A 23,197-nucleotide genomic window follows, 5' to 3' on the forward strand; every position below is an offset into this window, starting at 1 on the left:
CTCATTCCATTTCGCATATAAACTATGCACATTTATTCTTTTCTAGAATAAACGGCAGCGGGTAAGGTAGCGCCAACGTCCCTTTTCTCGATTCAGGATCGCGCTGCATGTATCGCTACGACTCCCACGACCAGACCCTGGTCGATGAACGCGTCGCCCAGTTCCGCGACCAGATGCGCCGCTACCTCGCCGGTCAGCTCGGCGAAGAGGAGTTTCTGCCGCTACGCCTGCAGAACGGCCTCTATATTCAGCGCTACGCCCCCATGCTGCGTATCGCCATTCCCTACGGCATGCTGGCCTCCTACCAGCTGCGCAAGCTCGGTGAGATCGCCGCCCGCTACGATCGCGGCTACGGCCATTTCACCACCCGCACCAACCTGCAGCTGAACTGGCCGAAGATCGAGGACGTGCCGGACATCCTCGCCGATCTGGCCAGCGTGCAGATGCATGCCATCCAGACCAGCGGCAACGATATCCGCAACACCACCACCGACCAGTTCTCGGGGATCGCCGCCGATGAGGAGGTCGATCCGCGCCCCTGGTGTGAGCTGATCCGCCAGTGGTCGACCTTTCACCCGGAGTTCGCCTTCCTGCCGCGCAAGTTCAAGATCGCCGTGACCGGGGCCGCCGACGACCGCGCCGCCATCCAGGTCCACGACGTCGGGCTGCGCCTGTGGCGCGACCGCGACGGCGAGGTGCGCATCAAGGTGCTGGCCGGCGGGGGCCTTGGGCGCACGCCGATGATCGCCGAGGTGGTGCGCGAGGACCTGCCCTGGCAGCACCTGCTCACCTACCTCGAGGCGCTGGTTCGCGTCTATAACCAGTTCGGCCGCCGCGACAACAAGTTCAAGGCGCGCATCAAGATCCTGGTCAAGGCGCTGGGCGTCGACGAGTTCCGCCGCCGCGTCGAGGAGGAGTGGGCCCACCTCAAGGACGGCCCCCAGACCCTCAACGACGAGGCGCTCAAGGCCGTGGCCGAGCACTTCGTCGAGCCGGACCGCCGCGCCGTGCCCGCCGAGGCCCTCGAGGCCTATGAGCGGCTGCGCGGCGAGAACCGCGCCTTCGCCCGCTTCGTCACCAACAATGTCACCGACCACAAGGTGGCCGGCTACAAGGCGGTCACCCTGTCGCTGAAGCGCCGCGAGCACTCGCCGGGGGACGTCACCTCCGAGCATATGGCCGCGGTGGCGGACCTGGCCGACGAGTTCGGCTATGGCGAGCTGCGGGTCACCCACGAGCAGAACCTGGTGCTCACCGACGTGCCGGTGGATCGCATCGAGGCGCTCTGGCAGCGCCTCGAGGCCCTGGGCCTGGCCAATCCCACCGTGGGCACCCTGGCCGACCTGATCTGCTGCCCCGGCGGCGACTACTGCGGCCTGGCCAACGCCAAGTCGATCCCGGTCGCCCACGCCATCCAGGAGCGCTTCGAGGATCTCGACTTCCTCTACGACCTGGGACCACTGGAGCTCAACATCTCCGGCTGCATGAACGCCTGCGGCCATCACCACGTCGGCCACATCGGCATCCTCGGCGTCGACAAGAAGGGCGAGGAGTATTATCAGATCTCACTGGGCGGCAGCCAGGGCAACGGCGCCTCGCTCGGCAAGATCCTCGGCCCCTCCTTCTTCCGCGAGGACGTGCCGAGCGTGATCGACCAGCTGCTGCAGGTCTATGTCGGCAGCCGTCAGCCCGACGAGACCTTCCTCGACACCTATCGCCGCATCGGCCTCAAACCCTTCAAGGAGCGTGTCTATGCCTGAGCAGACCGTCACTCGTCCGCTGATCGTCGATGGCCGCCCGGTCGAGGCCGACTGGGCCCGCCACGACGACGACACCGCCCCGGCCGAGGGCCCGGCCCTGGTGCGCCTGGATGTCTGGCAGGCGGCCGGACATCGCGCCGACCTGGCGCCCTGGCTGCCCAGCGACACCGAGCTCACGCCTGAACTCGCCGACGAGCTCGCCCAGGCGCCGCTGATCGGCGTCGACTTCCCGAAGTTCACCGACGGCCGCGGCTACTCCATCGCGCGGCTGCTGCGCGAGCGATATGGCTACTCGGGCCAGATTCGCGCCGTCGGCGACGTGCTGATCGACCAGCTCTTCTACCTGTCGCGCTGCGGCGTCAACGCCTTCTCGCTGCGCGAGGATCAGATCGTCGAGGACGCGCTGAACGCCCTGACCACCTTCAGTCGCGGCTACCAGCCGGGCACCGACGACCCGCAGCCGCTGTTCCGTCGTCGCCTGCGCGAGCTTGCCGGCCGTCTCCGGGAGCCGGCTCTGGCCTGACCGGAGCGCCAACGCCCCTGTCACGACGCCCAGACCAACGACGCCGCCGGCCCCCAAGGCCGGCGGCGTCGCTATGCTCTACCGCATATCTAACACACAGCGGCGGCCCGACTCAGCCGCGACGCTTCTGCTGACGCTCACGATTGTTGGCCTTCGCCCGTTCGCTCTTGCGCAGCATCACCCAGGTGGCGCCCAGGCCGCCATCCGCCTGGCTCGCCGAGGCGAAGGCCTGGACCTCATCGAGGCTCTGGAGCCATTTCGCCAGACAGGAGCGCAGCACGTTGGCGGGACTGTCGATCTCGCGGCCACGGCCATGAATGATCATCACCGAGCGCAGGTCGTGGGCGTAGGCCTCGCGGATGAAGGGCGGCAGCATCCGGCGACACTCCTCCAGCGGCCGACGCAGCAGGTGCAGGCTGGCCTGGACCGGATAGCCGCCGTGACGCAGGCGGTCCACCACGGCGGTCTGGATGCCGTCGCGATGGAAGTGCAGCGGATCGAAGGGCGGCATCAGGTCGATGAAGTCGGTCGAGAGGAGATCGCCCCCCGGCGTCTCGGCCGCCGCGCTCTCCCGCCGGGCCAGCTGCGCCTCACTGGGGGCGCGGTGGGCCTGGCCGGTATGCGCACGACCCTGTCCACGCAACAGGGGTGTCACGTCGCCCATCAGGGCCTGAAAATCGGCGTCGTCGTGAAGGTCCGTCAAGGCACACCTCCTGGCCAGCTGAGTAGACATTTCATCCTAGCAAAGGGCTCAGGGCCATCCCATATCGCGATGGCAGTTAAAATATCCGCCTTAGAGGATATTGTGCTATTATCCCCCATAGCGGATAAACACTTTTTATCCTCTATAGGGGATATCATGAAGATCACCTCACCCGAGATGCTCGCGCAATCGCTCAAGAACGCACGCAAGCGTCGCCACCTGACGCAGCAGGCCACCGCCGAGCAGGTCGGCATCAAGCAAGCGACCGTTTCGGGCTTCGAGCACCATCCGGAACGCAGCCGGCTCGAGACGCTGTTCAAGCTGCTGTCGGCCCTCGAGCTGGAGCTCCACGTCACCGAGCGCAACAGCGCCGAGGATACGACCAGCCCCGAGGCGGGCTGGGAACAGGAGTGGTAGGCCATGGCGAACCTCACCGTCGCGATGAACGGCATCGAGATCGGCACCCTGAGCCTGGCCCGATCTGGCGCCATGGCCTTTCGGTACCATCCCGAATGGGTAGACCGCCAGGGTGCCCGGGCGGTCTCGCTGTCGCTACCGCTCTCCACCGCGCCATATCGCGGCGAGGTGGTCTACAACTTCTTCGACAACCTGCTGCCCGACTCGGAGGCGATTCGCGCCCGCATGCAGGCACGCTTCCGGGTACCGACGCGCCACCCCTTCGATCTGCTGGCCAGCATCGGCCGCGACTGCGTCGGCGCGATACAGTTGATGCCCGAAGACGCCCCGGCCGGAGACGTCCATGCCGTCACCGCCGAGCCGCTCGATGAAGCGGCCATCGAGACGCTGCTGTCCGGCTATCAGGACGCCCCGCTGGGCATGGCCGAGGGGCAGGATTTTCGCATCTCGCTGGCTGGCGCCCAGGAGAAGACGGCGCTGCTCTGGCACCGGGGACGCTGGCAGCGTCCCACGGGCAGCACGCCCACCAGCCACATCTTCAAGCTGCCGATCGGGTTTCTCGAACACGGCAACATCGACCTGCGCCGGAGTAGCGCCAACGAGTGGCTGTGCCTGCGCCTGCTGGAGGCTTTCGGCCTGCCGGTGGCTCGCACCGAGCTCGCCCGCTTCGGCGACCAGGAAGTCCTCGTGGTCGAGCGCTTCGACCGACGCTGGTCGCGGGACGGTTCCTGGCTCATGCGCCTGCCCCAGGAGGACTTCTGCCAGGCGCTGGGCATCGCCCCGGCGCTGAAGTACGAGAGCGATGGCGGCCCGGGGATCGCGCAGGCCATGCGCCTGCTGCGCGGCTCGCAGCAGGCCGGCCTGGATCGGGAGCGTTTCTTCAAGGCCCAGATCCTGTTCTGGCTGCTGGCCACCATCGACGGGCATGCCAAGAACTTCAGCCTGTTCCTCGAGCCGGGAAGCGCCTATCGCATGACGCCGATGTACGACGTCATCTCCGCCTATCCGCTCATGCGTCAGGGCAGCATGGCCGCCGAGCGCGCCAAGATGGCCATGGCCCTCAAGGGCAAGAATCGCTACTACCGCTGGTCGAGGATGGCGCCCCGACACTTCACCGCGACCGCACACCAGGTCGACTACTCGGCCGAGCGCGTGACCGCGCTGATGGGCGAGATCGCAGACGCGGCCGAGGGCGTCATCGACACGCTCGCCGCCAGCCTGCCTGCCGACTTCCCGGCAGCGACCGGCGAGCCCATCCTCGAGGGCGTTCGTCAGCAGGCATCAAGACTGGCGGATTTCCTGGCCTAGGCGTTGCCTTCATCCTGGTGCCCTGTGCTGCCATGCCGGCCACCGGGTATGGCAGCATGGGCGCCGTCCTATCACCCCGGAGCTTCTCTCATGCCCTCCCCGCGTCTGCTGATCGGCCTGCCCCTGCTCGTCACCCCGGCGGCGATCGCCGGCTGGCTGTGGCTGACCATGCTCAGTCCCTTCACCTACGAACGCCCGGACCACCTGGACCCGATCTCCGACGGGCCCCACCGGGTCTTCGTCTATGGCACCCTGACCCACGCCCCGATCCGCTGGCTGGTCTATGGCCGCGCAGGCGATCCCGACCCGGTGGTGCTGGAGGGCTTCCGGCGCACGGGGCTGGACCTCGCGCCGGCACCGACGGCACGGGTGGAGGGCCTGCTGCTGCAGGTCGATGCCGAGGAGCTCTCCCGCCTCGATCGCTACGAGCGGCTGGGGATCCGCTATGAACGGGTACGCGCGACGCTGCGCGACGGCCAGGAGGCCTGGGTCTATCGGCGCCTGCCGGAGGACGCCGTCGAGGCTCCGGAGTGACGCCCGCCCACCGTCGGGTTGTGGCCCGATATCGCCGCCTTCTACAATGGCGCCATTCATCAGGGTTCAAGGAGTCTCCATGGTCAGCATCACCCTCTACCACAATCCTCGCTGCTCCAAGTCACGCGAGGCCCTGGCCCTGCTCGAGGAAGCCGGGTCCGAGGTGCGGGTGCGCCGCTATCTGGACGAGCCGCTCGACGCCGCCGAGCTCGAGGCCCTGATCCAGCGTCTGGAGGGAGACCTCTCGCAGCTGGTGCGCCAGAACGAGAGCGAGTGGAAGGAGCGAGGGGCCGATGCCGACGACCCGCGCCAGATCGTCGAGGCCCTGCTCGCCCACCCGCGGATCCTGCAGCGACCCATCGCCGACAACGGGCGGCGTGCCATCATCGGCCGCCCCCCCGAGGCCATCCGCGCCCTGCTCGACTGAGCCTCGCCCGCCCGAACTTCCAGGTCACCCAGGAACCCCCATGACCGCAAACCGTCCGTACGTGTTGATTCTCTTCTACTCTCGCCACGGCGCCACCCGCGCCATGGCCGAGCGCCTCGCGGCCGGCGTCGAGGCGTGCCCGGGCATCGATGCCCGTCTGCGCACGGTGCCCGCCGTCTCGGCCACCTGCGAGGCGGTGGAACCCGACATTCCCGACGAGGGTGCCGTCTATGCCACCCTCGACGACCTGCGCCACTGCGCGGGACTTGCCATCGGCAGCCCCACCCGCTTCGGCAACATGGCCGCCCCGCTCAAGTACTTCATCGACGGCACCAGTGAGCTGTGGCTGGGCGGAGCCCTGGTCGACAAGCCGGCCACCGCCTTCACCTCCACCTCCAGCCTACATGGTGGCCAGGAGACCACGCTGATCTCGATGCTGCTGCCGCTTCTGCACCACGGCATGGTCTACGCCGGCCTGCCCTATAGCGAGATCGAGCTGATGAAGACCGAGGGCGGCGGCACGCCCTACGGCGCCAGTCACCTGGCCGGCACGCGCAGCGACCGTCCGCTGGACGAGCATGAGCGCACGCTGGCCTTTGCTCAGGGCAAGCGTGTGGCGCGCCTCGCCCTGGCCCTTGAGGCCTCGCGCCGGGAGGCCAAATGAGACAGTGGCTGGAAGGACTGGAGGCCCGCAAGGGCCTCGACCACCTGACCGACGCCTCGCGCCGCCTGGTGCTCGGCAGCTACGCCGTCCTGCTGGCGCTCGCGCTCTATCGCGGCATGCTCGTCAGCACCGACGGCAATCCCCTGGTGCCGCTGATCGCCTTCGTGCTACCGCTGGTGCTCTTCCTGCCGTCGATCATCGCCCGTCGCCCACGCGGCCATGCCTGGCTCTCCTTCGTCAGCCTGCTCTACTTCACCCAAGGCGTGATGGTCGCCACCCTGCCAGGCCAGGGGCTGCGCGGCGGTGCCGAGGCGCTGGTCTCCCTGGCGCTGTTCACCGGCTGCATGGGCTATGCGCGATTCCGCAGCCGCCAGCTGCGGGCCGGCTAGCGGCGGCGACGAAAAATGCTAGGCTGGGCGAAGCCGTTCGTCGCTCGACGACCGGTCTTCCCCCGACACGAAAAGGAGATCGTGATGACCCTGATGCGCAGACCTCTTATCGCCACCGCCGCCCTGACCCTCGCGCTCGTCGGCACCACCAGTAGCCACGCCGCCGATGTCGACAAGTCCATCGAGTATCGCCAGGACGCCCTGGGCGTGATCGGCTGGCAGATCGGCCCGCTGGGCGACATGGCCCAAGGCAAGGTCGATTACGACGCCGAGGAGTTCGCCCGCCGTGCCGAGAACCTCGCCGCCGTGGCCCCACTGCCCTGGGAAGGTTTCGTCAAAGGCTCCCTGCGGGGCGACGGCCACGGGGTGGATACCGCCGCCCTGGCCGATATCGCCGACGACTGGGAAGACTTCGAGTCCCGCCAGCAGGCCATGATCGAGGAAACCGCCACCCTGGCCGAGCTCGCCCAGGGAAACGACTTCACCGCCATGCGCCGTCAGGTCGCGGCGGTCGCCGATACCTGCAAGGGGTGTCACGATAACTACAAGGCCGAGTGAGACGACCTCGGAATGCAATGAAACGAGAAGGCGGCCCACGGGCCGCCTTCTCGTTAGCGCTGTCTGCGCTTCACCACTTCCCGACCGAGCGCGGCCCGACCGAACGCGGCCCGACCGAACGCGGCCCGACCGTCACAGCTGCCAGAGCCAGGACACCACCCCCACGGCCACTATTATCAGCCCGGCCGCGCGCCACGGTTTGCCTTGGGTCACTGCGCCCGGGTGGGCAGATCCGTCGTGGGCAGGGCTGTCGTGGGGAGGACCGGGCAGCCGCTTGACCCCGTGGATCATAGCGCCGACCAGCCGTTCACCCTTCCACCGGTGAATCAGCAGCGCTACCAGGTGCAGGCCGATCAGCCCGAGCAGCAGCTGGCCGTTCCAGTGGTGCAGGGTGCGCAGCGCATCGCTGGTCGTCGTGGAGACCCGGTCGTAGAGCGGCGCCTGGAAGAAGACGTCGTCGCTCAAGAAGAGGCCGCTGATCGCCTGGACGCTCAGCGACACCAGCATCACAACGACCGCCAGACCGCCGAGGGGATTGTGTCCGGCATAGGGCGGCAGCGCGCCGCGCCACAGGGCCCGGAGGTAGCCCAGCACCGCCCGCGGCCCGTACAGGAAGTGCCGAACCCGGGCGTGGTGACTCCCCGCCAGCGCCCAGCCCCAGCGAAAGAGCAGCAGTCCCAGCACCACCAGGCCGGCTCGGGCATGGATCTCGACGGGAAAGACGAAGGGGGCTCCCCCCATCTTCATGGTGTAGTAGGACAGCGCCACGGCGCCCACCAGCGCCCAGTGAAACAGGCGAATCGACAGATCCCAGACTCTTATGCGGTGCATGTTGCTGGCTCCTTGCCTTCCTGCAATAGTATATCCTTGCCTCTGGGCGAGACACGGGTCGCGTCGGCCCATGATAGCTCGCCTGAGGCCGTCTTATCGCCCCCGCACACGACGACAAGGAGGTCCAGGGTGCAAAAGCGCCATGCCTGGCATGAGGCCAGCGTCACGACCCTGCCGGTGATGTTCGGCTACCTGCCGCTGGGGGCGGCCTTCGGCATCCTCGCCATCGAGGTCGGCATCCCCGTCTGGGGAGCGCTACTGATGTCGCTGGTCATCTACGCCGGGGCCGGTCAGTTTCTCGCCGTGGCGCTGCTCGCCGCCGGGGCGGGCCTGGTGGAGGTGGCCGTGGCCACCCTGATGCTCAATTCCCGCCACCTCTTCTACGGCCTCTCGCTGCTCAAGCGCTTCCAGGGCGCCGGCTGGCGCAAGCCCTATCTCATCTTCGCGCTGACCGACGAGACCTACTCGCTGCTGACCACCCACGGCGGGGAGCGAGAGCTGGACCACGCCCAGGCCTTTCGCCTCAGCCTGCTCAACCAGCTCTGGTGGGTGCTGGGCAGCGTGGCGGGCGTGCTGATCGGCACCACCCTGGAGTTCGACAGTCGCGGCATCGAATTCGCCCTGACGGCGCTGTTCATCGTGCTGACGCTGGAGCAAGCCCGGCGGCTGCGCCAGTGGCTGCCCTTCGCGATCGCGCTGGTCACCGGGATCGGCGCCGTGGCGCTGCTGCCCGACCGCCACCTGCTGCTGGGCGCCATCGGGGCGACCACCCTGGTGCTGCTGGTCGACCACCGCCGCCGTCAGACACACCGCGAGGCCCCGACCCCATGAGCACCCTCGAGCTGCTGACCTTCATCGCCGTCTGCGCCGGGGCGACCTTCGCCACGCGCGTGCTGCCGTTCGTGGCCCTTGCCCGCCAGGCGGAACACCCGCTGATCCTGCATCTGGGGCGCTACCTGCCGCCGGCGGTGATGATGATCCTGGTGATCTATGCGCTGCGCGACTTCCGCCCCCTTGCCGACGGCCACCTGAACGTCGCTCCCGACGGCTGGCCGCTGATCCTCGCCTCGCTGACGGTGGTGGGGTTGCACCTGTGGCGGCGCCATGCCCTGCTGTCGATCGCCGGAGGGACCGGCGCCTTCATGGCCATGGTGCAGCTGGGCTGGACGCCGTAAGCTTGGGGAAGACTTTCACATGGCCCGTTGATCAAGGGCATTGAGCTCGGCCCGACGACCGGCGACCATGGTACAAACTTCAAGGAGACGGTCATGACACGCAACATTGCCGATATTCGGCGCGACTATGAGGGTGGTCAGCTGGACGAGGCAGACTCACCCGACGAGCCCATGACGCTGTTCGACGAGTGGCTGACCCTGGCGCTCGACACCGAGGGCAGCGACGGCAACGCCATGACCCTGGCCACGGCCGACAGCCAGGGACGCCCCCACGCCCGGATCGTGCTGCTCAAGGGCACCGACGAGAAGGGCATGGTGTTCTTCACCAACTATCACAGCCACAAGGGCAGCGAGCTCGCCAACGTGCCCCATGCCTCGCTGGTGTTCTGGTGGCCAGGCCTCTCCCGCCAGGTCCGCGTCGAGGGCCGGGTGGAGCAGGTCAGCCCGGAGGAATCGGACACCTACTTCGCCAGTCGTCCCCGCGGCAGCCAGCTGGGGGCCTGGGTCGCTACCCAGAGCGTGGTGATCCCCGATCGCAGCTGGCTCGCTCAGCGCGAACAGCGCTTCGAGCATGCCTATGAGGGGCAGGAGATTCCCCGCCCGATTCACTGGGGCGGCTACCGCGTGATCCCTGACATGATCGAGTTCTGGCAGGGACAGCCGAGCCGGCTCCACGACCGCCTGCGCTACGAGCGCCGCGACGGCAGCTGGCACCGCTTCCGCCTGGCGCCCTGATTCCGAGCCGGCACCTGCACGGTCACATCGGTCCGAACCTGCGCAGCCCCCGTCATGGCGGGGGCTGCGCTCTTTTCAGGGCCAGCGAGCGCCGGCGTCAGTCCGGCTGGCTCTCCAGGCGGTGGCGCTGCCACTCGCTCTCCGGCTCGTTGAGGCGCAGCACGGCGTCCACCACCTGCTCCTCCATGTTGTAACGCAGGCGAAAGCCCAGGTGCTTCATCAGCGAGCGCATCGGATGGTTGTCGACCATGATCTTGCCGATCATCTCCAGGGTGCCGACGCTCTGGCAGTAGCCGATCATCTTCTTCATCAGCAGGCTGCCGATGCCCAGCCCCTGCAGGTCGTCACGGATGATCACCGAGAACTCGGTGCGGATGTTGTCGGGGTCGTTCCACACCCTCACCACGCCGAGCATCTCCTTGGCGCCGTTCTCGCCCTTGTGTTCGGCGATGAAGGCCATCTGCCGGTCGTAGTTGATGTGCGAGAGGATCGACAGATCGCGCTGGGTGAGGTCGGCCTTGTTGTGGAAATAGCGAAAGCGGATGCTTTCCTCGGAGAGCTGATCGTGAAAGCGAGTAATCAGCGGCGCGTCCTCGGCGCGGATCGGGCGCACCTCGACCTCCCAGCCGTTCTTCAGCGTGAACCACTCACGCAGCTCCTCGGGATAGGGCATGATCGCGAAGCGCGCCGGCGTGCCGAGGTCCATGGCGAAGTCCACGGCCAGCAGGCCATCGCGATTGAGCACCAGCGGGTTGAGTTCCAGCCCGCGCAGCTGCGGCAGGTCGCTGGCCATCTGCGACAGGGTCACCAGCAGTTCGCAGAGCCGCTCGAGGTCGCGCTCGGGATGGTTGGAGTGCTCGCGGATCAGCCGCGCCGCGTGAGTGCGCCCCACCACGTCCGCCGCCAGGCTCATGTTGAGCGGCGGCAGCGCCACCTGCCGGTCGGCCAGGATATTGACCTTGTAGCCGCCGATACCGAACACGATCACCGGACCGAACACCGGGTCGCGGGTGATGCCGGCGCACAGCTGCATGGAGTGCTTGCCGCGCTGCATGGCCTGCAGGCAGTACTCGCGAATCGCGAAGTCCGGGAACTTCTCCTGCACCCGGTCGCCCAAGCGCCCCACCGCCTCGGCGACCTGTTCCGGGGTCGCCAGGTCCTGGAGCAGGCCGGCGGAAATCTTGTGGGGGTGCTGGCGGTAGCGGAAGGGACGGCAGTTACCCTCGTGAATCACCTTGAGCGCCATCGGGCCATCGAAGGCGGCCGACGCCTCGGCCGCCTCCTCCGGCGTCTGGGGATAGCGGCTCGACGCCACCGGCAGCCCGTAGGCCTCGAGCACCTGCGCCGTCTCGGAATGTGAGAGGGTCTCGCGCCCCGCCTCGCGGGCCTCCTCGATCAGCTGCCGGCAGCGCCCGCGGATCTCCGGAGTCGTGGCGAAGGGCAGGCTCGGCGGAATCTCCTGGAGCAGCGCCTGCACGCGCTGGTAGTCCACCATGTGCATGAAGGCCTTGACCGCCTTTTCGGGGCTGAGATAGGTGGGAATGCCCGCCAGGTTGCACTCGTGGCGGGCCGACAGCGCCTCGTGCAGGCCCATCCAGCTGGTCAGCAGGTTGCGCCGAAAGCGCTTGCGGGCGGCGATGATTGCCTGGGCGGTGGTCTTCGACGGGGCCTGCCGCGTCGGGGCATGCACCACCAGCACGGCGTCGACGCCGCGGTCGGCCGCCACGATCTCCAGCGCCTCAACGAGCCGTTCCGGGGTGGCGTTGCCGCCCAGATCCACCGGGTTCTCGCCAGGCTTGCTCATATCGAAATCGTCGCGGCGCAGGGCATCGCGGGTCTCCTCGCTGAAGCTAGCCAGCCTGCCCCCGGCATTGATCAGCTTGTCGATGGCGAGCATCGCCGGCCCCAGGCCGTTGGAGACGATGGCCAGGCGATCGCCCTTCAAGGGCTTCACTCGCGACAGCGTCTCCAGGGCATCGAACAGCTCGTCGGAGTCATTGACCCGCACCACCCCGGCGCGGGCGAAGGCCGCATCGAAGATCTGGTCGCGATTGGCCACGCCTGGCGTCGGCGGAAGGCCCGAGATGTCGGATTCGGCAGTGCGCCCACTCTTGATGGCCAGCACCAGGCGGTTGCGCGACGCGTCGCGCAGCGCGGTCATGAAGTGCTGGGCATCCATGATGCGCTCGAGGTGGAGCAGGATCGCCTGGGCCGGCGAGAACTGGTTGATGTAGTCCATCAGGTCGGGCAGCAGCACATCGACGCTGTCGCCCACCGTCAGAAGGTGGGAGAAGCCGATGCCGCGACCGGCGGCCCAGTCGATCATGGCGTTGCCCAGCATCCCCGACTGGCCGAGATAGGCCACGCGGCCGGCCTTGACCGGCTGGCTGGCGTAAGAGGCATTAAGCTTGCGCCCGGGGACGATCAGCCCCATGCACTCGGGGCCGAGCACGCGGATGCCCGAGGCCCGGGCCGCGCCGAGCATGCGGCTGCGGATCGAGCCCTTGTCGCCGTGCTCGCGGTCGAGGTGAGCCCCGCCGGAGAGCACCAGCGCGGCCTTGACCCCGAAGCGGCCGAGGGTGTCGATCAGCTTGGGCACCGTCTGCACCGGTGAGCAGATCACCGCGAGGTCCGGCACCTCGGGAAGATGCGACACCCGGGTGACGCAGGGCGCCTCGAAGACCGCGTCGTAGCCCTTGGGATTGACCGCCCAGACGCTGCCGGGAAAGCCGCCCTCACGAAGGTTGCGGATCACCAGGCCACCCATGGAGTGGGGCTTCTCGGACGCACCGATCACCGCGATGGTGCCGGGCTCGAAGAAGTGGCGAAGAAAGCGCGTGCTCAAGCCAGGACCTCCCTGCGCGGGGGCTCGCCCCGTCGCGTTTACGACTTATGGACACTGTCCGGCAGGCGGGCGTCACGATTAAGGTGACTTCAGCCTTTCCGGAGCCAGCGCATGATCACCGCCTACATTACCCACCCAGACTGTCAGTTGCACCACATGGGGCCCGAACATCCCGAGAGCCCCCTGCGACTGGACGCCATACGCGCACGCCTGATGCTCTCGGGCGTCTTGCAGCAGACCATGCAGTCGGATGCCAAGGAGGCGACCGAGGAGCAGCTGGCCCGAGTACACCCCCTGCGCCACCTGCGCGCCCTGGACAAGTGTGTGCCGGAGCATGGCATCGTCACCCTGGACAGCGACACCATGATGAACCCTGACAGCCTCACGGCGGCGAAGATGGCCGCCGGCGCGGTCGTTCGGGGCGTCGACCAGGTGTTTCGCCGCCAGGCCGACAATGTCTTCTGTGCGGTTCGCCCCCCCGGCCACCATGCCGAGGCCACCGACGCCATGGGTTTCTGCTTCTACAACAACGTGGCGGTAGGCGCCGCCCATGCTCGAGCCAAGTATGGCGCGCGCCGGATCGCGATCCTCGACTTCGACGTGCACCAGTGCAACGGCACCATCGACATCTTCAAGGATGACCCCGACGTGCTGGTCTGCACCAGCTTCCAGTACCCCTTCTACCCCTGGCGCTACCTGCGCAGCGAATGGCAGAACGTGGTCAACACGCCGCTGTCGGGCGGCACCGACAGCGCCGCCTTCCGTCGCGCCATCGAGGACGACTGGCTGCCCGCCCTGCACGCCTTCAAGCCCGATATCGTGCTGGTCTCGGCGGGCTTCGACGCCCACCGCGAGGATCCCATGGCCGAGCTCTGCCTGGAGGACGAAGACTTCTACTGGGTCACCCATCTGGCGCTGGAGATCGCCGCCCTGTATGCCGACGGCCGCCTGGTCTCGGTGCTGGAGGGCGGCTACGACCTGGACTCCCTGGGGCGCAGCGCCGAGGCTCACCTCACCGCCCTGCTCGGTCTGCCGTTCAGCGGCTGATCGATGTTTCTTGCTGGCAAGAAACGCGCAGGTATGAAGGACAGGAGCAAAAGGCGCCGATGAACGCCGTCGGTGGGGCGATGGCCCCGGCGGGTGTGATAGGCTTGAGGAAACCTCGTTTCCGATAGTGAACCAGACAGTGATCCACGCATGACCGCCACCACCGATCAGGGCGCCGCCCTGCGCATCGCCGCCGGCCGCAAGCCCTTCGTCGAACCGCTGCGCCTGGGCGAGCGCGTGAAGGAGATCCGCCTGGCCAACCAGTGGACGCTGGAGGACGTCAGCCAGCGCACGGGGCTCGCCCGCTCGACGCTCTCCAAGATCGAGAACGACCAGATCTCGCCGACCTTCTCCGCGGTGCAGAAGCTGATCGACGGCCTGGGCATCGACCTGCCTCAACTGCTCTCGCCGCCCAAGGTCCAGGCCCGCACCATGGGGCGCCGCGACCTGACGCGTCGCGGCCACGGTGAACGCCACCCCACCCCGACCTACGAACACGAGCTGCTCAGCTGCGAGCTCGCCCAGAAGCGCATGATCCCCTTCAAGACCATCGTGCGGGCCCGCGCCTTCGACGAGTTCACCGAATGGGTGCGCCACGACGGCGAGGAGTTCCTGATGGTGCTCGAGGGGGAGATCCGGCTCTATACAGAGTACTACGAGCCGCTGAGCCTGACCGACGGCGACAGCATCTACTTCGACAGCGCCATGGGGCACGCCCTGGTGTCGACCAGCGAGGCCGACGCCGTCGTGCTGTCGGTCTGTACCCGGGGCGACGGCACCCCCTGAGGCTCCATCGCTAGAGTTTCACTTTCGCCACCTCACGTTCTAAGCCCCACGATCAATTCCTCAGGCTCGAGCCCGGTCACCCGGGCGGCGCGTCGGTATCGCGTCGAGTTCGAGCCGTCCCGCGCCATGGATGGCCTGGAAGTGACGCCCCTTGGCGCGAGCGATCAGCAGCACGCCGAAGCGCTCGGCCAGCTCCACGCCCTTCTGGGTGACGCCCGAGCGTGACACCAGCACGCCGATGCCCATCTGCGCCACCTTGAGCACCATCTCCGAGGTCAGGCGCCCGGTGGTGTAGAAGATATCGGCGTCGCCGCTGTCGGCCTCGGCGAGCCACTGACGCCCCGCCAGGGTATCCACGGCATTGTGGCGCCCGACGTCCTCGACGAAGTCCAGCACCGCCTCCTGGCGGCACAGCGCACAGCCATGCACCGCGCCGGCGCTGCGATAGGTCTCGTTATAGGCTCCCAGGTTATCCAGCAGCCGATAAAGCACCGACTGGCGCATCACCGTGGCCGGCAGCGGGCTCAGCGCGGTCGCCTCGAGCAGACGGCCGAAGACCGTACCCTGGCCGCAGCCGGTGGTCACGGTGCGCTGACCCAGGCGCTCCTCCAGATCCTCCGGCAGGCGACGGGTCACGACCGCCGCCGCCTCGACCTCCCAGTCCACCTGCACCGCCTGAAGATCTCGCGCCTCACCGAGCAAGCCCTGGTTGCGCAGGTAGCCCACCACCAGCGCCTCGGGATCGGCTCCGAGGGTCATGAGCGTGACGATCTCGCGCCTGTTCAGATAGACGGTGAGGGCCCGTTCCGCGGCGATCGCCTGGCGCTGCGGCTCGCCGAACTCGTTCAGCACCTCGATTTCCAGGGTGGCGGGCAGGCGCGCCCGGCTCAGGCTGATGTCGTGCATCCACGGCTCCTCGACAGAACGTTGACTCTCGATGATGGCACTCCCGACCGACGCTGTCTTTACTGGGTAAGTATTCGTTGATGCTGGGCAGTGTCTTTTATATCAATATTTTCTGTAATATAAGCGTCGCCGGCACTATCCACTCTCGCGATCTGTCATAGAGTGGTAGGCCGAATGGCAACGCAGCCCACTCCACCACGTCCGGCCCCGGAGAAACTGACCCATGGCGTCGACCAGCAGCACTCGTTCTCTGAGCTTCGAGGTCGTCGGCGAGCCGCTCACCATCAAGGGCTTTACCACGACCCGCTGGCGCATCGCGGATCTCGCGCCCGGTGATACCGGTTCCTGCCGGCTGAGTCTGCAGCTCTACATGACCGAACGTGCGGCCTACCGTTTCAACCTGACGAGCCGCACGCCGCGACTGTTCGTGCGAGCCGGCGAGGCGGGGGGGACGCCGAGCCCCGATGCCATCACCGCCAGCCAGGACGTCGCCGCCGGCTGGCTCGACGGCGAGCATCGCGTACTCGAGGTCGATATGCCGCTCGCCATCCAGGCCTGGATCGAGGCCTACCTCGCCCACCACGGCGAAGCGCCCGAGGAGGGCCGCAAGAAGAAGCGCAAGGGCGCCGGTCGCGCCCGGGAGATCGAGTCATGAGCCGGCTGGAGCGCTGGTCGCGCCTCAAGCGCGGTGACACGCAGGAGGCTCCGGCCTCCTCTGCATCCGCCGAGGGCGAGTGGCCGCTCGAGGCCGACGGCCAAGACGGCCGAGAGGAAGACGCTCGCGAGGACGACTCACCGGAGACCCTCGAGCCGGGCAGCCTGGATCATACCCTCCCCGACCCCGACACCCTGCCCCCTGGCAGCGATATCAAGGCCTACCTGGTCTCGGGGGTCAGCGCGGGGCTTCGCAAGCGCGCCCTGCGTCGCCTCTTCGCCGCCAGCCACTACGGCGTGCGGGATGGCCTCGACGACTATGACGACGACTTCCGGGAGAAGCTGAAGCCGCTGGCCGACGACGTGGCCGAACGGCTGCGCCAGTGGACCCGTCAGACGCCCGACGATGAGACGACAGAAGACGCGGCAACGGCCGATAGCGTGTCGACAGAGACAGATCAGACGGACACGGGTCCGATCGACCTCGAACAGGATGAGTCGACCGACGAAGAAGAGACCACGGCGCATGAGGGGAATAGGGAAGAGGCCGACGATCCCTCATACGGCCCCGCGCCGGCGTCTCATTCAGATCAACGAGCCCCTGAGTCACGTCACTGAGGCAGACAGGCCGGCATGGCGATCCGCTCGAGATATGCCCGGAGCACCGCCGCTACCGCGATGAGGACATCCTCCGAGGGGCAGGATTAGACCAAGGGAGCGTTTGCAAGCTTTGCAAATTCGACCAAGACTTGATGATCAGCCAATAAAAAAACCGATAAGGCGCCCACAGCACGCACGCAACCGTGAGACTGCATGAACCAGCACATCGAACTGATGCCGGTAGACGACGACCGCAACCGGCAGGCCAGAGAAGCCGCACGACGTCGCGTCTCCTGGCCCGTCAATCTCAGCCCCGCCCGCGTCAGCTATCAGAGTGACGGCCACGCCCTGATTCTCGGTGACGAACGCAGCGTGCGGCGTGCCGCCAGCGCCCTGATGGCAAAGGGTCTCGCGACTCCCGTCCTGCTGGTCACCGCCCCCCTCCATGAAGAGGCCGGCGGCGACGCCGGCAGTGATGAAGAATATGAGGCCCTGCTCGCCGCTACCGCCGATCTCGCCTGCCAGTCGCTGTCACGCGCCCAGGCGCGGGCACTGACCATCGAGGGCTATCTGGGACACTTCAGCGTCAGTGTGCCCGATGGCGACGGCGTGCTGGATCTCGCCCGGGCGCTTGCCGAGCGCGCGCATTTCGATCTGATCCTCGACCTTGCTGCGACGCCGGCCCTCACCCTCGAGCTCCCCCCGCCCGGCTACGTCGCCATGGACTGGCAGGACGCTGATCGCGACGAGCGTCTCGAGGCTTTCGCCGGGCTGGTCGGCGAATTCGACAAGCCGCGCTACTTCCAGATCGACAACGACCTCTGCGCCCATGCCAGCAGCGGCAACACGGGCTGCACCCGCTGTCTCGACGTCTGTCCCGCCGATGCCGTCAAAAGCCACCAGGGCCGCATCGAGGCGTGGATCGAGATCGACCCCTTCCGCTGCCACGGCGTGGGCAGCTGCAGCAGCGCCTGTCCCACAGGGGCCATCCAGTTTCGCCTGCCCGAGACCGCCCGCCAACAGGACACCCTGTTGGGTTGGCTCGCCGCCTACCGCGAGGCCGGCGGCACGGCGCCGGTGGTGCGCTTCGCCGAGGCGAGCGACCTGGAGACCGAGGAAGAAGCGGCGGGCCATGTGCTCGACGTACCTCTCGAAGAGCTCGGTGCCGCCGGTCACGATCAGTGGCTGACGGCTCTGGCCGCCGGCGCCGCCGAGGTCCGAATCCAGCGCCATTCGCGCATGCCCGAGCGTCTGACCCGTTTCATCGACGACCAGCTCGCCCAGGCGCACGCCCTGTTAATGGCCCTCGGCCACTCGGCCACTCGCATCGTCGTCCTCGCGGACGGTGACGCGGCGGCCCGCGACGCCCTTCCACTCGAACCGCCGTTGACGCAGGCGCCGCCGGTGCTGGAAGGCCATGACAAGCGCCGTCGGCTCAACGCCGTGCTCGAGCATCTGGCGAGCCTGGGAGCCCCCGACGGCCAGCGTCACCGGATGCCATCCGGCGCCGCCTATGGCGACATCGTGGTCGATCGCGACGCCTGCACCCTGTGCATGGCCTGCGTGTCCAACTGCCCGACGCCGGCGCTGGCCGCCGGCGACGCAAGCCCGATGCTGAGCTTTCGCGAGGCCGACTGCGTGCAGTGCGGGCTCTGCGCCGAGGCCTGTCCGGAGCAGGCGATCACCCTGCACCCTGGCTTCCTGGCCGACGCCCAGCGCGGCGAGCGCGAGGTTCGCCACGAGGAGCCCGCCTTCCCGTGCATCCGCTGCGGCAAGCCCTTCGCCACCGTCAGCACCGTTGAGACCATCAAGGCCAAGCTCGCCAACCACCCTTACTTCGCCGGCGACGCCCTGGCCCGCCTGGAGATGTGCGAAGACTGTCGCGTCAAGGACGTCTGGCAGGACATGGCCCGCAACCCCGAATCGCAGCTGAAGGTATGACCGCATGAACGAGCTGAATGAAAGCGATGCGCTGCGAGCCGATGTCTACCGGCTGCTAGCCAGGCTGCTGCGCGAGGCCCCTGATGCCGCGCTGCTCGACTGGCTGGCGGCACTGGAGGTCGAGGCCGACGGCACCCTGCTCGCCGAGCGCTGGGGGGCACTGATCGAGGCGGCGCGCGACACCACCGCCGAGGCGCAGGCACGCGCCCACTTCCGCCACCTGATCGGGGTGGTGCAGGGCGACGTCACGCCGTACGCCTCCTGGTACCGCAACGGCGAGCTGATGGACGCAGCATTGGTCGCGCTGCGCCGGGACCTCAAGGCGCTGGGGTTCCAGCGCGCCGAGCACAGCCACGACCCCGAGGACCACCTCGCCGCGCTGGCGGAGGTGATGGCGATGCTGATCGAGGCTCGCTCACCGGAAGAGGCCCGCTTCTTCATGGCCCATCTCGCCCCTTGGGCCGCAGACTGCCTCGCCGACCTCGGCCGGGTCGACACCCTCTTCCAGGCGCGCCTGGGGCAGCTCGGTCAGGCCTTCATCGAGCAGGAGGGGCGACGCCTCGAGGCACAGACTCAACAGCATCCGGTGCGGATCGTCGAACCCTGACGCCGCACTGCACACCGTGACAGCACCATAACGACAGAGCCCGTCAGGGCCCGACGGCAGACACAGGAGAGATCCCCATGTCCAGCACACGCAACCCGCAGCGGCGGCGTTTTCTCAAGACCCTCGGCGTCGGCACCGCGGCCGCCGGAGCGGCGGCCGCGGTCGGCCACGTCACCCTGGCCCAGGCCGATACCAAGCCCGAAGCCCCGCAGAGCGAGCCTTCTCGTGAGTACCGGGAAACGCCCCATATTCGAGCCTTTTACGCCACCCTGCGTGATTGACGGCCCCGAGCCAGGAGAGCAGCCATGCGTTTGACACCTAAATCCGAGTCGCCGAGGGCCAGCGGGCTGGGCATTTCCCGTCGCCAGTTCCTGCAGCGCAGCGGGGCTACCACCGGCGGGCTCGCCGCCGCCGGCTTCATGGGCGCACCGATGATGCAGCGTGCCGAGGCGGCCGAGAAGACCGCCTGGTCCGATGCCCCGGTCGAAACAAAACGGACCGTCTGCTCCCACTGCTCGGTGGGCTGCGGCGTCTATGCCGAGGTACAGGAAGGCGTCTGGACCAAGCAGGAGCCGGCCTTCGACCACCCCATCAACCGCGGCGCCCACTGCGCCAAGGGCGCCTCGCTGCGACAGCATGGCCACTCCAGCCGTCGCTTGAAGTACCCCATGAAGCTGGTCGGTGGAGAGTGGCAGCGTCTGAGCTGGGAGGATGCCATCGAGGAGATCGGCAACAAGGTGCTGGCGCTGTCGGAGCAGCACGGACCCGACAGCGTCTACTGGCTGGGCTCGGCCAAGTTCAATAACGAGCAGGCCTACCTGATGCGCAAGTTCGCCGCCCTGGCCGGCACCAACAACACCGACCACCAGGCGCGCATCTGTCACTCCACGACCGTGGCCGGAGTCGCCAATACCTGGGGCTACGGGGCGATGACCAACTCGCTCAACGACATCCAGAACAGCCGGTCGATCATGTTCATCGGCTCGAACCCGAGCGAAGCGCACCCGGTCGCCATGCAGCACATCCTGCTGGCCAAGGAGCGCAGCCAGGCGGAGATCATCGTCGTCGATCCTCGCTTCACGCGCACCGCCGCCAAGGCCGACAGCTACGTGCGGATCCGTCCCGGTTCCGACGTGGCCTTCATCTGGGGCCTTCTGTGGCACATCTTCGAGAACGGCTGGGAGGATAGCCAGTACATCGATCAGCGGGTCTACGCCATGGACCAGGTGCGCGAGGAGGTCGCGGCCTTCTCGCCCGATGTGGTGGAAAACATCACCGGGGTGGCGGAAGAGACCATGCGCGATACCGCGCGCCGACTGGCCGAGAACCGTCCGGGCTGCATCGTCTGGTGCATGGGCGGTACCCAGCACACCACCGGCAACAACAACACCCGCGCCTACTGTATCCTGGAGCTGGCGCTCGGCAACATCGGCAAATCCGGCGGCGGCGCCAACATCTTCCGCGGCCACGACAACGTCCAGGGCGCCACCGACCTCGGCCTGATGTCGCATTCGCTGCCCGGCTACTACGGCCTCTCCGAGGGCGCCTGGAAGCACTGGGCTCGCGTCTGGGACCTCGACTACGAGTGGCTCCAGGGCCGTTTCGACCAGAACGAATACGCCGACGGCAAGCCGATGCACTCCAGCGGCATCACCGTCTCACGCTGGATCGATGGCGTTCTCGAGCAGGAGGAGGACATCTCCCAGCGCACCCGACTCAAGGCGATGTTCTACTGGGGCCATGCGGTCAACTCCCAGACCCGCGGCCCCGAGATGCAAAAGGCCATGCAGCAGCTCGAGATGATGGTCATCGTCGACCCCTACCCCACCGTGGCCGGCGTCATGCACGGCCGTCAGGATGGCGTCTACCTGCTGCCCGCGGCTACCCAGTTCGAGACCACCGGCAGTGTGACCGCCACCAACCGCTCCATTCAGTGGCGCGATCAGGTCATCGAGCCGCTGTTCGAGTCCAAGCCCGACCACGAGATCATGTACCTGCTCTCGCAAAAGCTCGGCTTCAGCGACGAGCTGTTCAAGAACATCAAGGTCGAGGGCACCGAGCCACTGATCGAGGATATCACCCGCGAGTTCAACGCCGGCATGTGGACCGTGGGCTATACCGGCCAGAGTCCCGAACGCCTGAAGGCTCACCAGCAGAACTGGCACACCTTCAGCTTCCGCGACCTCAAGGCCGAGGGCGGCCCCGCCGACGGTGACTACTACGGGCTACCCTGGCCCTGTTGGGGGACCGCCGAGATGGGCCATCCCGGCACGCCGATCCTCTACGACACCAGCAAGAAGGTTTCCGAAGGCGGCCTCACCTTCCGCGCCCGCTTTGGCATCGAGCGCGACGGTGAGAATCTGCTGGCCGACGGCGTCTTCAGCCGGGACTCAGACCTGGAGGACGGCTATCCGGAGTTCACCGCCGCCATGCTCAAGGACCTGGGCTGGTGGGATGAGCTGACCGACGCAGAGAAGACCGCGGCCGAGGGCAAGAACTGGAAGACCGACCTTTCGGGCGGCATCCAGCGCGTGGCCATTGCCCACGAGTGCGCTCCCTTTGGCAACGCCAAGGCGCGGTGCAATGTCTGGACCTTTCCCGACCCCATTCCCAAGCACCGCGAGCCGCTCTATACCAGCCGTCGCGACCTGGTGCAGGACTACCCGACCTGGCCGGACGTGACCTCGCACTACCGCCTGCCGACGCTCTATCGGAGCATCCAGGAGCAGGACGTCACCGGCAAGTACCCGATCATCCTCACCTCCGGGCGCCTGGTGGAGTACGAGGGCGGCGGCGAGGAGACGCGTTCCATGTCCTGGCTGGCCGAGCTGCAGCAGGAGATGTTCGTCGAGATCAACCCGGCACTCGCCAACGACCTGGCCATCGCTGAGGGCGACATGGTGTGGGTCGAGGGCGCCGAGGGTGGACGCGTCAGGGTCAAGGCGCTGGTCACCCCGCGGGTGGCCCCCGAGGTGGTCTTCATGCCCTTCCACTTCGGCGGCATGTTCCAGGGCGAGAGCCTGCACGACCGCTATCCGGAAGGCTCGGCCCCCTATGTGCTCGGCGAGGCGGCCAACACCGCCACCACCTATGGCTATGACTCGGTGACCCAGATGCAGGAAACCAAGTGCACCCTGTGTCGCATCGAGAAGGCAAGCTGAGGAGAATCCCATGGCCACAATGAAATTCATGTGCGACGCCGAGCGCTGCATCGAGTGCAACGGCTGCGTCACCGCCTGCAAGAACGCCAACGAGGTCGAATGGGGCGTGCAGCGCCGCCGGGTGGTGACCCTCAACGACGGCGAACCCAGCGAGGTCTCGATCTCGGTGGCCTGCATGCACTGCGACGATGCGCCCTGCATCGCCGTCTGTCCCACCGAGACCCTCTACCAGCGTGATGACGGCATCGTGCTGCACGACAAGGACCTGTGCATCGGCTGCGGCTACTGCCTCTACGCCTGCCCCTTCGGCGCACCGCAGTTCCCGAAGCAGAACGCCTTCGGCGAGCGCGGCAAGATGGACAAGTGCACCTTCTGCGCCGGCGGCCCGGCGGAGACCAAGGAGGAGGAGTACCAGAAATACGGCGCCAACCGCATCGCCGAGGGTAAGTTGCCGCTATGTGCCGAGATGTGCTCGACCAAGGCACTGCTGGCCGGGGATGCCCAGGAGGTCGCCGACATCTTCCGCCAACGCGTCGTCCAGCGCGGCCACAAGGATGGCGGCTGGTCGGGCAATCCCCGCGCCGACGCCGACTCCCTGGCCTACGATGCTACCCAGCAGGGGTAAG

25 protein-coding genes are annotated in these 23,197 nt (G+C 67.4%); 21 read left to right on the top strand and 4 right to left on the bottom strand.

Features of this window, described 5'->3' with window-relative positions:
- Window positions 1–107 precede the first annotated feature (107 nt).
- Both BM388_RS07975 and BM388_RS07980 read left to right on the top strand, forming a co-directional pair.
- Window positions 108–1,760, top strand: a complete 1,653-nt coding sequence (locus BM388_RS07975; RefSeq protein ID WP_089848912.1) for a nitrite/sulfite reductase — start codon at window positions 108–110, stop codon at window positions 1,758–1,760.
- Window positions 1,753–2,283 carry a DUF934 domain-containing protein gene (locus BM388_RS07980; RefSeq protein ID WP_089848914.1) on the top strand — a complete coding sequence of 177 codons (531 nt, stop codon included), beginning with the start codon at window positions 1,753–1,755 and terminating at the stop codon, window positions 2,281–2,283. Before BM388_RS07975 ends, BM388_RS07980 begins: the two co-directional genes overlap by 8 nt.
- Before the next feature lie 112 nt (window positions 2,284–2,395).
- Here BM388_RS07980 and smrA read toward each other — a convergent pair whose 3' ends face one another.
- On the bottom strand, window positions 2,396–2,986 hold the full coding sequence (gene smrA, locus BM388_RS07985; protein WP_281245182.1) for a DNA endonuclease SmrA: 591 nt from the start codon (window positions 2,984–2,986) through the stop codon (window positions 2,396–2,398).
- Window positions 2,987–3,142: 156 nt separating this feature from the next.
- Here smrA and BM388_RS07990 point away from each other — a divergent pair, with 156 nt between their 5' ends.
- From BM388_RS07990 to BM388_RS08020, 7 genes are all read left to right on the top strand, one after another.
- Window positions 3,143–3,403 (top strand): helix-turn-helix domain-containing protein, encoded by a 261-nt coding sequence (locus BM388_RS07990; protein WP_089848918.1) that lies wholly within the window; start codon window positions 3,143–3,145, stop codon window positions 3,401–3,403.
- A gap of 3 nt (window positions 3,404–3,406) precedes the next feature.
- On the top strand, window positions 3,407–4,711 hold the full coding sequence (locus tag BM388_RS07995; protein WP_089848920.1) for a type II toxin-antitoxin system HipA family toxin: 1,305 nt from the start codon (window positions 3,407–3,409) through the stop codon (window positions 4,709–4,711).
- A 90-nt stretch (window positions 4,712–4,801) separates the two neighbouring features.
- Window positions 4,802–5,245, top strand: coding sequence for a gamma-glutamylcyclotransferase family protein (locus tag BM388_RS08000; protein WP_089848922.1), 444 nt, complete (start codon window positions 4,802–4,804; stop codon window positions 5,243–5,245).
- 79 nt (window positions 5,246–5,324) lie between these two features.
- On the top strand, window positions 5,325–5,672 hold the full coding sequence (gene arsC / locus BM388_RS08005; protein ID WP_089848924.1) for an arsenate reductase (glutaredoxin): 348 nt from the start codon (window positions 5,325–5,327) through the stop codon (window positions 5,670–5,672).
- 40 nt (window positions 5,673–5,712) lie between these two features.
- A complete protein-coding gene (wrbA, locus tag BM388_RS08010; protein WP_089848926.1) occupies window positions 5,713–6,336 on the top strand; it encodes an NAD(P)H:quinone oxidoreductase in 624 nt (207 codons plus the stop codon).
- Window positions 6,333–6,725: a DUF2069 domain-containing protein gene (locus tag BM388_RS08015; protein ID WP_089848928.1), complete on the top strand. Its 393-nt coding sequence runs from the start codon at window positions 6,333–6,335 to the stop codon at window positions 6,723–6,725. The genes wrbA and BM388_RS08015 overlap by 4 nt, the downstream gene beginning before the upstream one ends.
- An 84-nt stretch (window positions 6,726–6,809) precedes the next feature.
- Window positions 6,810–7,283, top strand: a complete 474-nt coding sequence (locus BM388_RS08020; protein ID WP_175535059.1) for a c-type cytochrome — start codon at window positions 6,810–6,812, stop codon at window positions 7,281–7,283.
- A gap of 132 nt (window positions 7,284–7,415) precedes the next feature.
- On the opposite strand, the gene BM388_RS08025 is transcribed toward BM388_RS08020, so the two are convergent.
- A complete protein-coding gene (locus BM388_RS08025; protein WP_089848932.1) occupies window positions 7,416–8,114 on the bottom strand; it encodes a cytochrome b/b6 domain-containing protein in 699 nt (232 codons plus the stop codon).
- Window positions 8,115–8,243: 129 nt separating this feature from the next.
- Here BM388_RS08025 and BM388_RS08030 point away from each other — a divergent pair, with 129 nt between their 5' ends.
- The 3 genes from BM388_RS08030 (at window position 8,244) to pdxH (ending at window position 10,024) form a co-directional block, all read left to right on the top strand.
- Entirely contained in the window at window positions 8,244–8,945 is a 702-nt protein-coding gene (locus BM388_RS08030) for an AzlC family ABC transporter permease (RefSeq protein WP_245781491.1), read from the top strand.
- Complete coding sequence (locus tag BM388_RS08035) at window positions 8,942–9,289, top strand: branched-chain amino acid transporter permease (protein ID WP_089848934.1); 348 nt, start codon at window positions 8,942–8,944, stop codon at window positions 9,287–9,289. Before BM388_RS08030 ends, BM388_RS08035 begins: the two co-directional genes overlap by 4 nt.
- Before the next feature lie 93 nt (window positions 9,290–9,382).
- A complete protein-coding gene (gene pdxH, locus BM388_RS08040) occupies window positions 9,383–10,024 on the top strand; it encodes a pyridoxamine 5'-phosphate oxidase (RefSeq protein ID WP_089848936.1) in 642 nt (213 codons plus the stop codon).
- 97 nt (window positions 10,025–10,121) lie between these two features.
- Here the strand turns inward: pdxH and BM388_RS08045 are convergent, their stop codons facing one another.
- Window positions 10,122–12,869, bottom strand: a complete 2,748-nt coding sequence (locus BM388_RS08045; protein ID WP_089848938.1) for a bifunctional acetate--CoA ligase family protein/GNAT family N-acetyltransferase — start codon at window positions 12,867–12,869, stop codon at window positions 10,122–10,124.
- Between the two features lie 111 nt (window positions 12,870–12,980).
- Here BM388_RS08045 and BM388_RS08050 point away from each other — a divergent pair, with 111 nt between their 5' ends.
- Both BM388_RS08050 and BM388_RS08055 read left to right on the top strand, forming a co-directional pair.
- Window positions 12,981–13,916 (top strand): histone deacetylase family protein, encoded by a 936-nt coding sequence (locus tag BM388_RS08050; RefSeq protein WP_089848939.1) that lies wholly within the window; start codon window positions 12,981–12,983, stop codon window positions 13,914–13,916.
- 150 nt (window positions 13,917–14,066) lie between these two features.
- Entirely contained in the window at window positions 14,067–14,702 is a 636-nt protein-coding gene (locus tag BM388_RS08055) for a helix-turn-helix domain-containing protein (protein ID WP_089848940.1), read from the top strand.
- A 60-nt stretch (window positions 14,703–14,762) separates the two neighbouring features.
- Here BM388_RS08055 and BM388_RS08060 read toward each other — a convergent pair whose 3' ends face one another.
- Window positions 14,763–15,608: a formate dehydrogenase accessory sulfurtransferase FdhD gene (locus BM388_RS08060; protein ID WP_089848943.1), complete on the bottom strand. Its 846-nt coding sequence runs from the start codon at window positions 15,606–15,608 to the stop codon at window positions 14,763–14,765.
- 223 nt (window positions 15,609–15,831) lie between these two features.
- Here BM388_RS08060 and BM388_RS08065 point away from each other — a divergent pair, with 223 nt between their 5' ends.
- From BM388_RS08065 to fdh3B, 7 genes are all read left to right on the top strand, one after another.
- Window positions 15,832–16,263 carry a DUF3305 domain-containing protein gene (locus BM388_RS08065; RefSeq protein WP_089848945.1) on the top strand — a complete coding sequence of 144 codons (432 nt, stop codon included), beginning with the start codon at window positions 15,832–15,834 and terminating at the stop codon, window positions 16,261–16,263.
- Window positions 16,260–16,880, top strand: a complete 621-nt coding sequence (locus tag BM388_RS08070) for a DUF3306 domain-containing protein (RefSeq protein WP_089848947.1) — start codon at window positions 16,260–16,262, stop codon at window positions 16,878–16,880. Before BM388_RS08065 ends, BM388_RS08070 begins: the two co-directional genes overlap by 4 nt.
- 195 nt (window positions 16,881–17,075) lie before the next feature.
- On the top strand, window positions 17,076–18,803 hold the full coding sequence (locus BM388_RS08075) for a 4Fe-4S dicluster domain-containing protein (protein ID WP_089848949.1): 1,728 nt from the start codon (window positions 17,076–17,078) through the stop codon (window positions 18,801–18,803).
- A 4-nt stretch (window positions 18,804–18,807) separates the two neighbouring features.
- A complete protein-coding gene (locus tag BM388_RS08080) occupies window positions 18,808–19,410 on the top strand; it encodes a TorD/DmsD family molecular chaperone (protein WP_089848950.1) in 603 nt (200 codons plus the stop codon).
- Between the two features lie 77 nt (window positions 19,411–19,487).
- The gene (locus tag BM388_RS08085; RefSeq protein WP_089848952.1) at window positions 19,488–19,691 is read left to right on the top strand and encodes a twin-arginine translocation signal domain-containing protein; all 204 of its coding nucleotides are present in this window, start codon (window positions 19,488–19,490) and stop codon (window positions 19,689–19,691) included.
- Window positions 19,692–19,715: 24 nt separating this feature from the next.
- Window positions 19,716–22,571 carry a formate dehydrogenase subunit alpha gene (locus BM388_RS08090; protein ID WP_089848954.1) on the top strand — a complete coding sequence of 952 codons (2,856 nt, stop codon included), beginning with the start codon at window positions 19,716–19,718 and terminating at the stop codon, window positions 22,569–22,571.
- 10 nt (window positions 22,572–22,581) lie between these two features.
- Window positions 22,582–23,196, top strand: a complete 615-nt coding sequence (gene fdh3B, locus BM388_RS08095; RefSeq protein ID WP_089848956.1) for a formate dehydrogenase FDH3 subunit beta — start codon at window positions 22,582–22,584, stop codon at window positions 23,194–23,196.
- The last annotated feature ends 1 nt before the right edge of the window (window position 23,197 follow it).

The sequence above is a fragment of the Halomonas saccharevitans genome, assembly GCF_900116405.1.
Classification (GTDB): Bacteria; Pseudomonadota; Gammaproteobacteria; order Pseudomonadales; family Halomonadaceae; genus Halomonas; species Halomonas saccharevitans.

What these genes read in the sequence shown, in the direction of transcription:
- BM388_RS07975 (WP_089848912.1), top strand. Translation starts at nt 108, where the DNA reads ATGTATCGCTACGACTCCCACGACCAGACCCTGGTCGATGAACGCGTC.
- BM388_RS07980 (WP_089848914.1), top strand. Translation starts at nt 1,753, where the DNA reads ATGCCTGAGCAGACCGTCACTCGTCCGCTGATCGTCGATGGCCGCCCG.
- BM388_RS07990 (WP_089848918.1), top strand. Translation starts at nt 3,143, where the DNA reads ATGAAGATCACCTCACCCGAGATGCTCGCGCAATCGCTCAAGAACGCA.
- BM388_RS07995 (WP_089848920.1), top strand. Translation starts at nt 3,407, where the DNA reads ATGGCGAACCTCACCGTCGCGATGAACGGCATCGAGATCGGCACCCTG.
- BM388_RS08000 (WP_089848922.1), top strand. Translation starts at nt 4,802, where the DNA reads ATGCCCTCCCCGCGTCTGCTGATCGGCCTGCCCCTGCTCGTCACCCCG.
- arsC (WP_089848924.1), top strand. Translation starts at nt 5,325, where the DNA reads ATGGTCAGCATCACCCTCTACCACAATCCTCGCTGCTCCAAGTCACGC.
- wrbA (WP_089848926.1), top strand. Translation starts at nt 5,713, where the DNA reads ATGACCGCAAACCGTCCGTACGTGTTGATTCTCTTCTACTCTCGCCAC.
- BM388_RS08015 (WP_089848928.1), top strand. Translation starts at nt 6,333, where the DNA reads ATGAGACAGTGGCTGGAAGGACTGGAGGCCCGCAAGGGCCTCGACCAC.
- BM388_RS08020 (WP_175535059.1), top strand. Translation starts at nt 6,810, where the DNA reads ATGACCCTGATGCGCAGACCTCTTATCGCCACCGCCGCCCTGACCCTC.
- BM388_RS08025 (WP_089848932.1), bottom strand. Translation starts at nt 8,114, where the DNA reads ATGCACCGCATAAGAGTCTGGGATCTGTCGATTCGCCTGTTTCACTGG.
- BM388_RS08035 (WP_089848934.1), top strand. Translation starts at nt 8,942, where the DNA reads ATGAGCACCCTCGAGCTGCTGACCTTCATCGCCGTCTGCGCCGGGGCG.
- pdxH (WP_089848936.1), top strand. Translation starts at nt 9,383, where the DNA reads ATGACACGCAACATTGCCGATATTCGGCGCGACTATGAGGGTGGTCAG.
- BM388_RS08050 (WP_089848939.1), top strand. Translation starts at nt 12,981, where the DNA reads ATGATCACCGCCTACATTACCCACCCAGACTGTCAGTTGCACCACATG.
- BM388_RS08055 (WP_089848940.1), top strand. Translation starts at nt 14,067, where the DNA reads ATGACCGCCACCACCGATCAGGGCGCCGCCCTGCGCATCGCCGCCGGC.
- BM388_RS08060 (WP_089848943.1), bottom strand. Translation starts at nt 15,608, where the DNA reads ATGCACGACATCAGCCTGAGCCGGGCGCGCCTGCCCGCCACCCTGGAA.
- BM388_RS08065 (WP_089848945.1), top strand. Translation starts at nt 15,832, where the DNA reads ATGGCGTCGACCAGCAGCACTCGTTCTCTGAGCTTCGAGGTCGTCGGC.
- BM388_RS08070 (WP_089848947.1), top strand. Translation starts at nt 16,260, where the DNA reads ATGAGCCGGCTGGAGCGCTGGTCGCGCCTCAAGCGCGGTGACACGCAG.
- BM388_RS08075 (WP_089848949.1), top strand. Translation starts at nt 17,076, where the DNA reads ATGAACCAGCACATCGAACTGATGCCGGTAGACGACGACCGCAACCGG.
- BM388_RS08080 (WP_089848950.1), top strand. Translation starts at nt 18,808, where the DNA reads ATGAACGAGCTGAATGAAAGCGATGCGCTGCGAGCCGATGTCTACCGG.
- BM388_RS08085 (WP_089848952.1), top strand. Translation starts at nt 19,488, where the DNA reads ATGTCCAGCACACGCAACCCGCAGCGGCGGCGTTTTCTCAAGACCCTC.
- BM388_RS08090 (WP_089848954.1), top strand. Translation starts at nt 19,716, where the DNA reads ATGCGTTTGACACCTAAATCCGAGTCGCCGAGGGCCAGCGGGCTGGGC.
- fdh3B (WP_089848956.1), top strand. Translation starts at nt 22,582, where the DNA reads ATGGCCACAATGAAATTCATGTGCGACGCCGAGCGCTGCATCGAGTGC.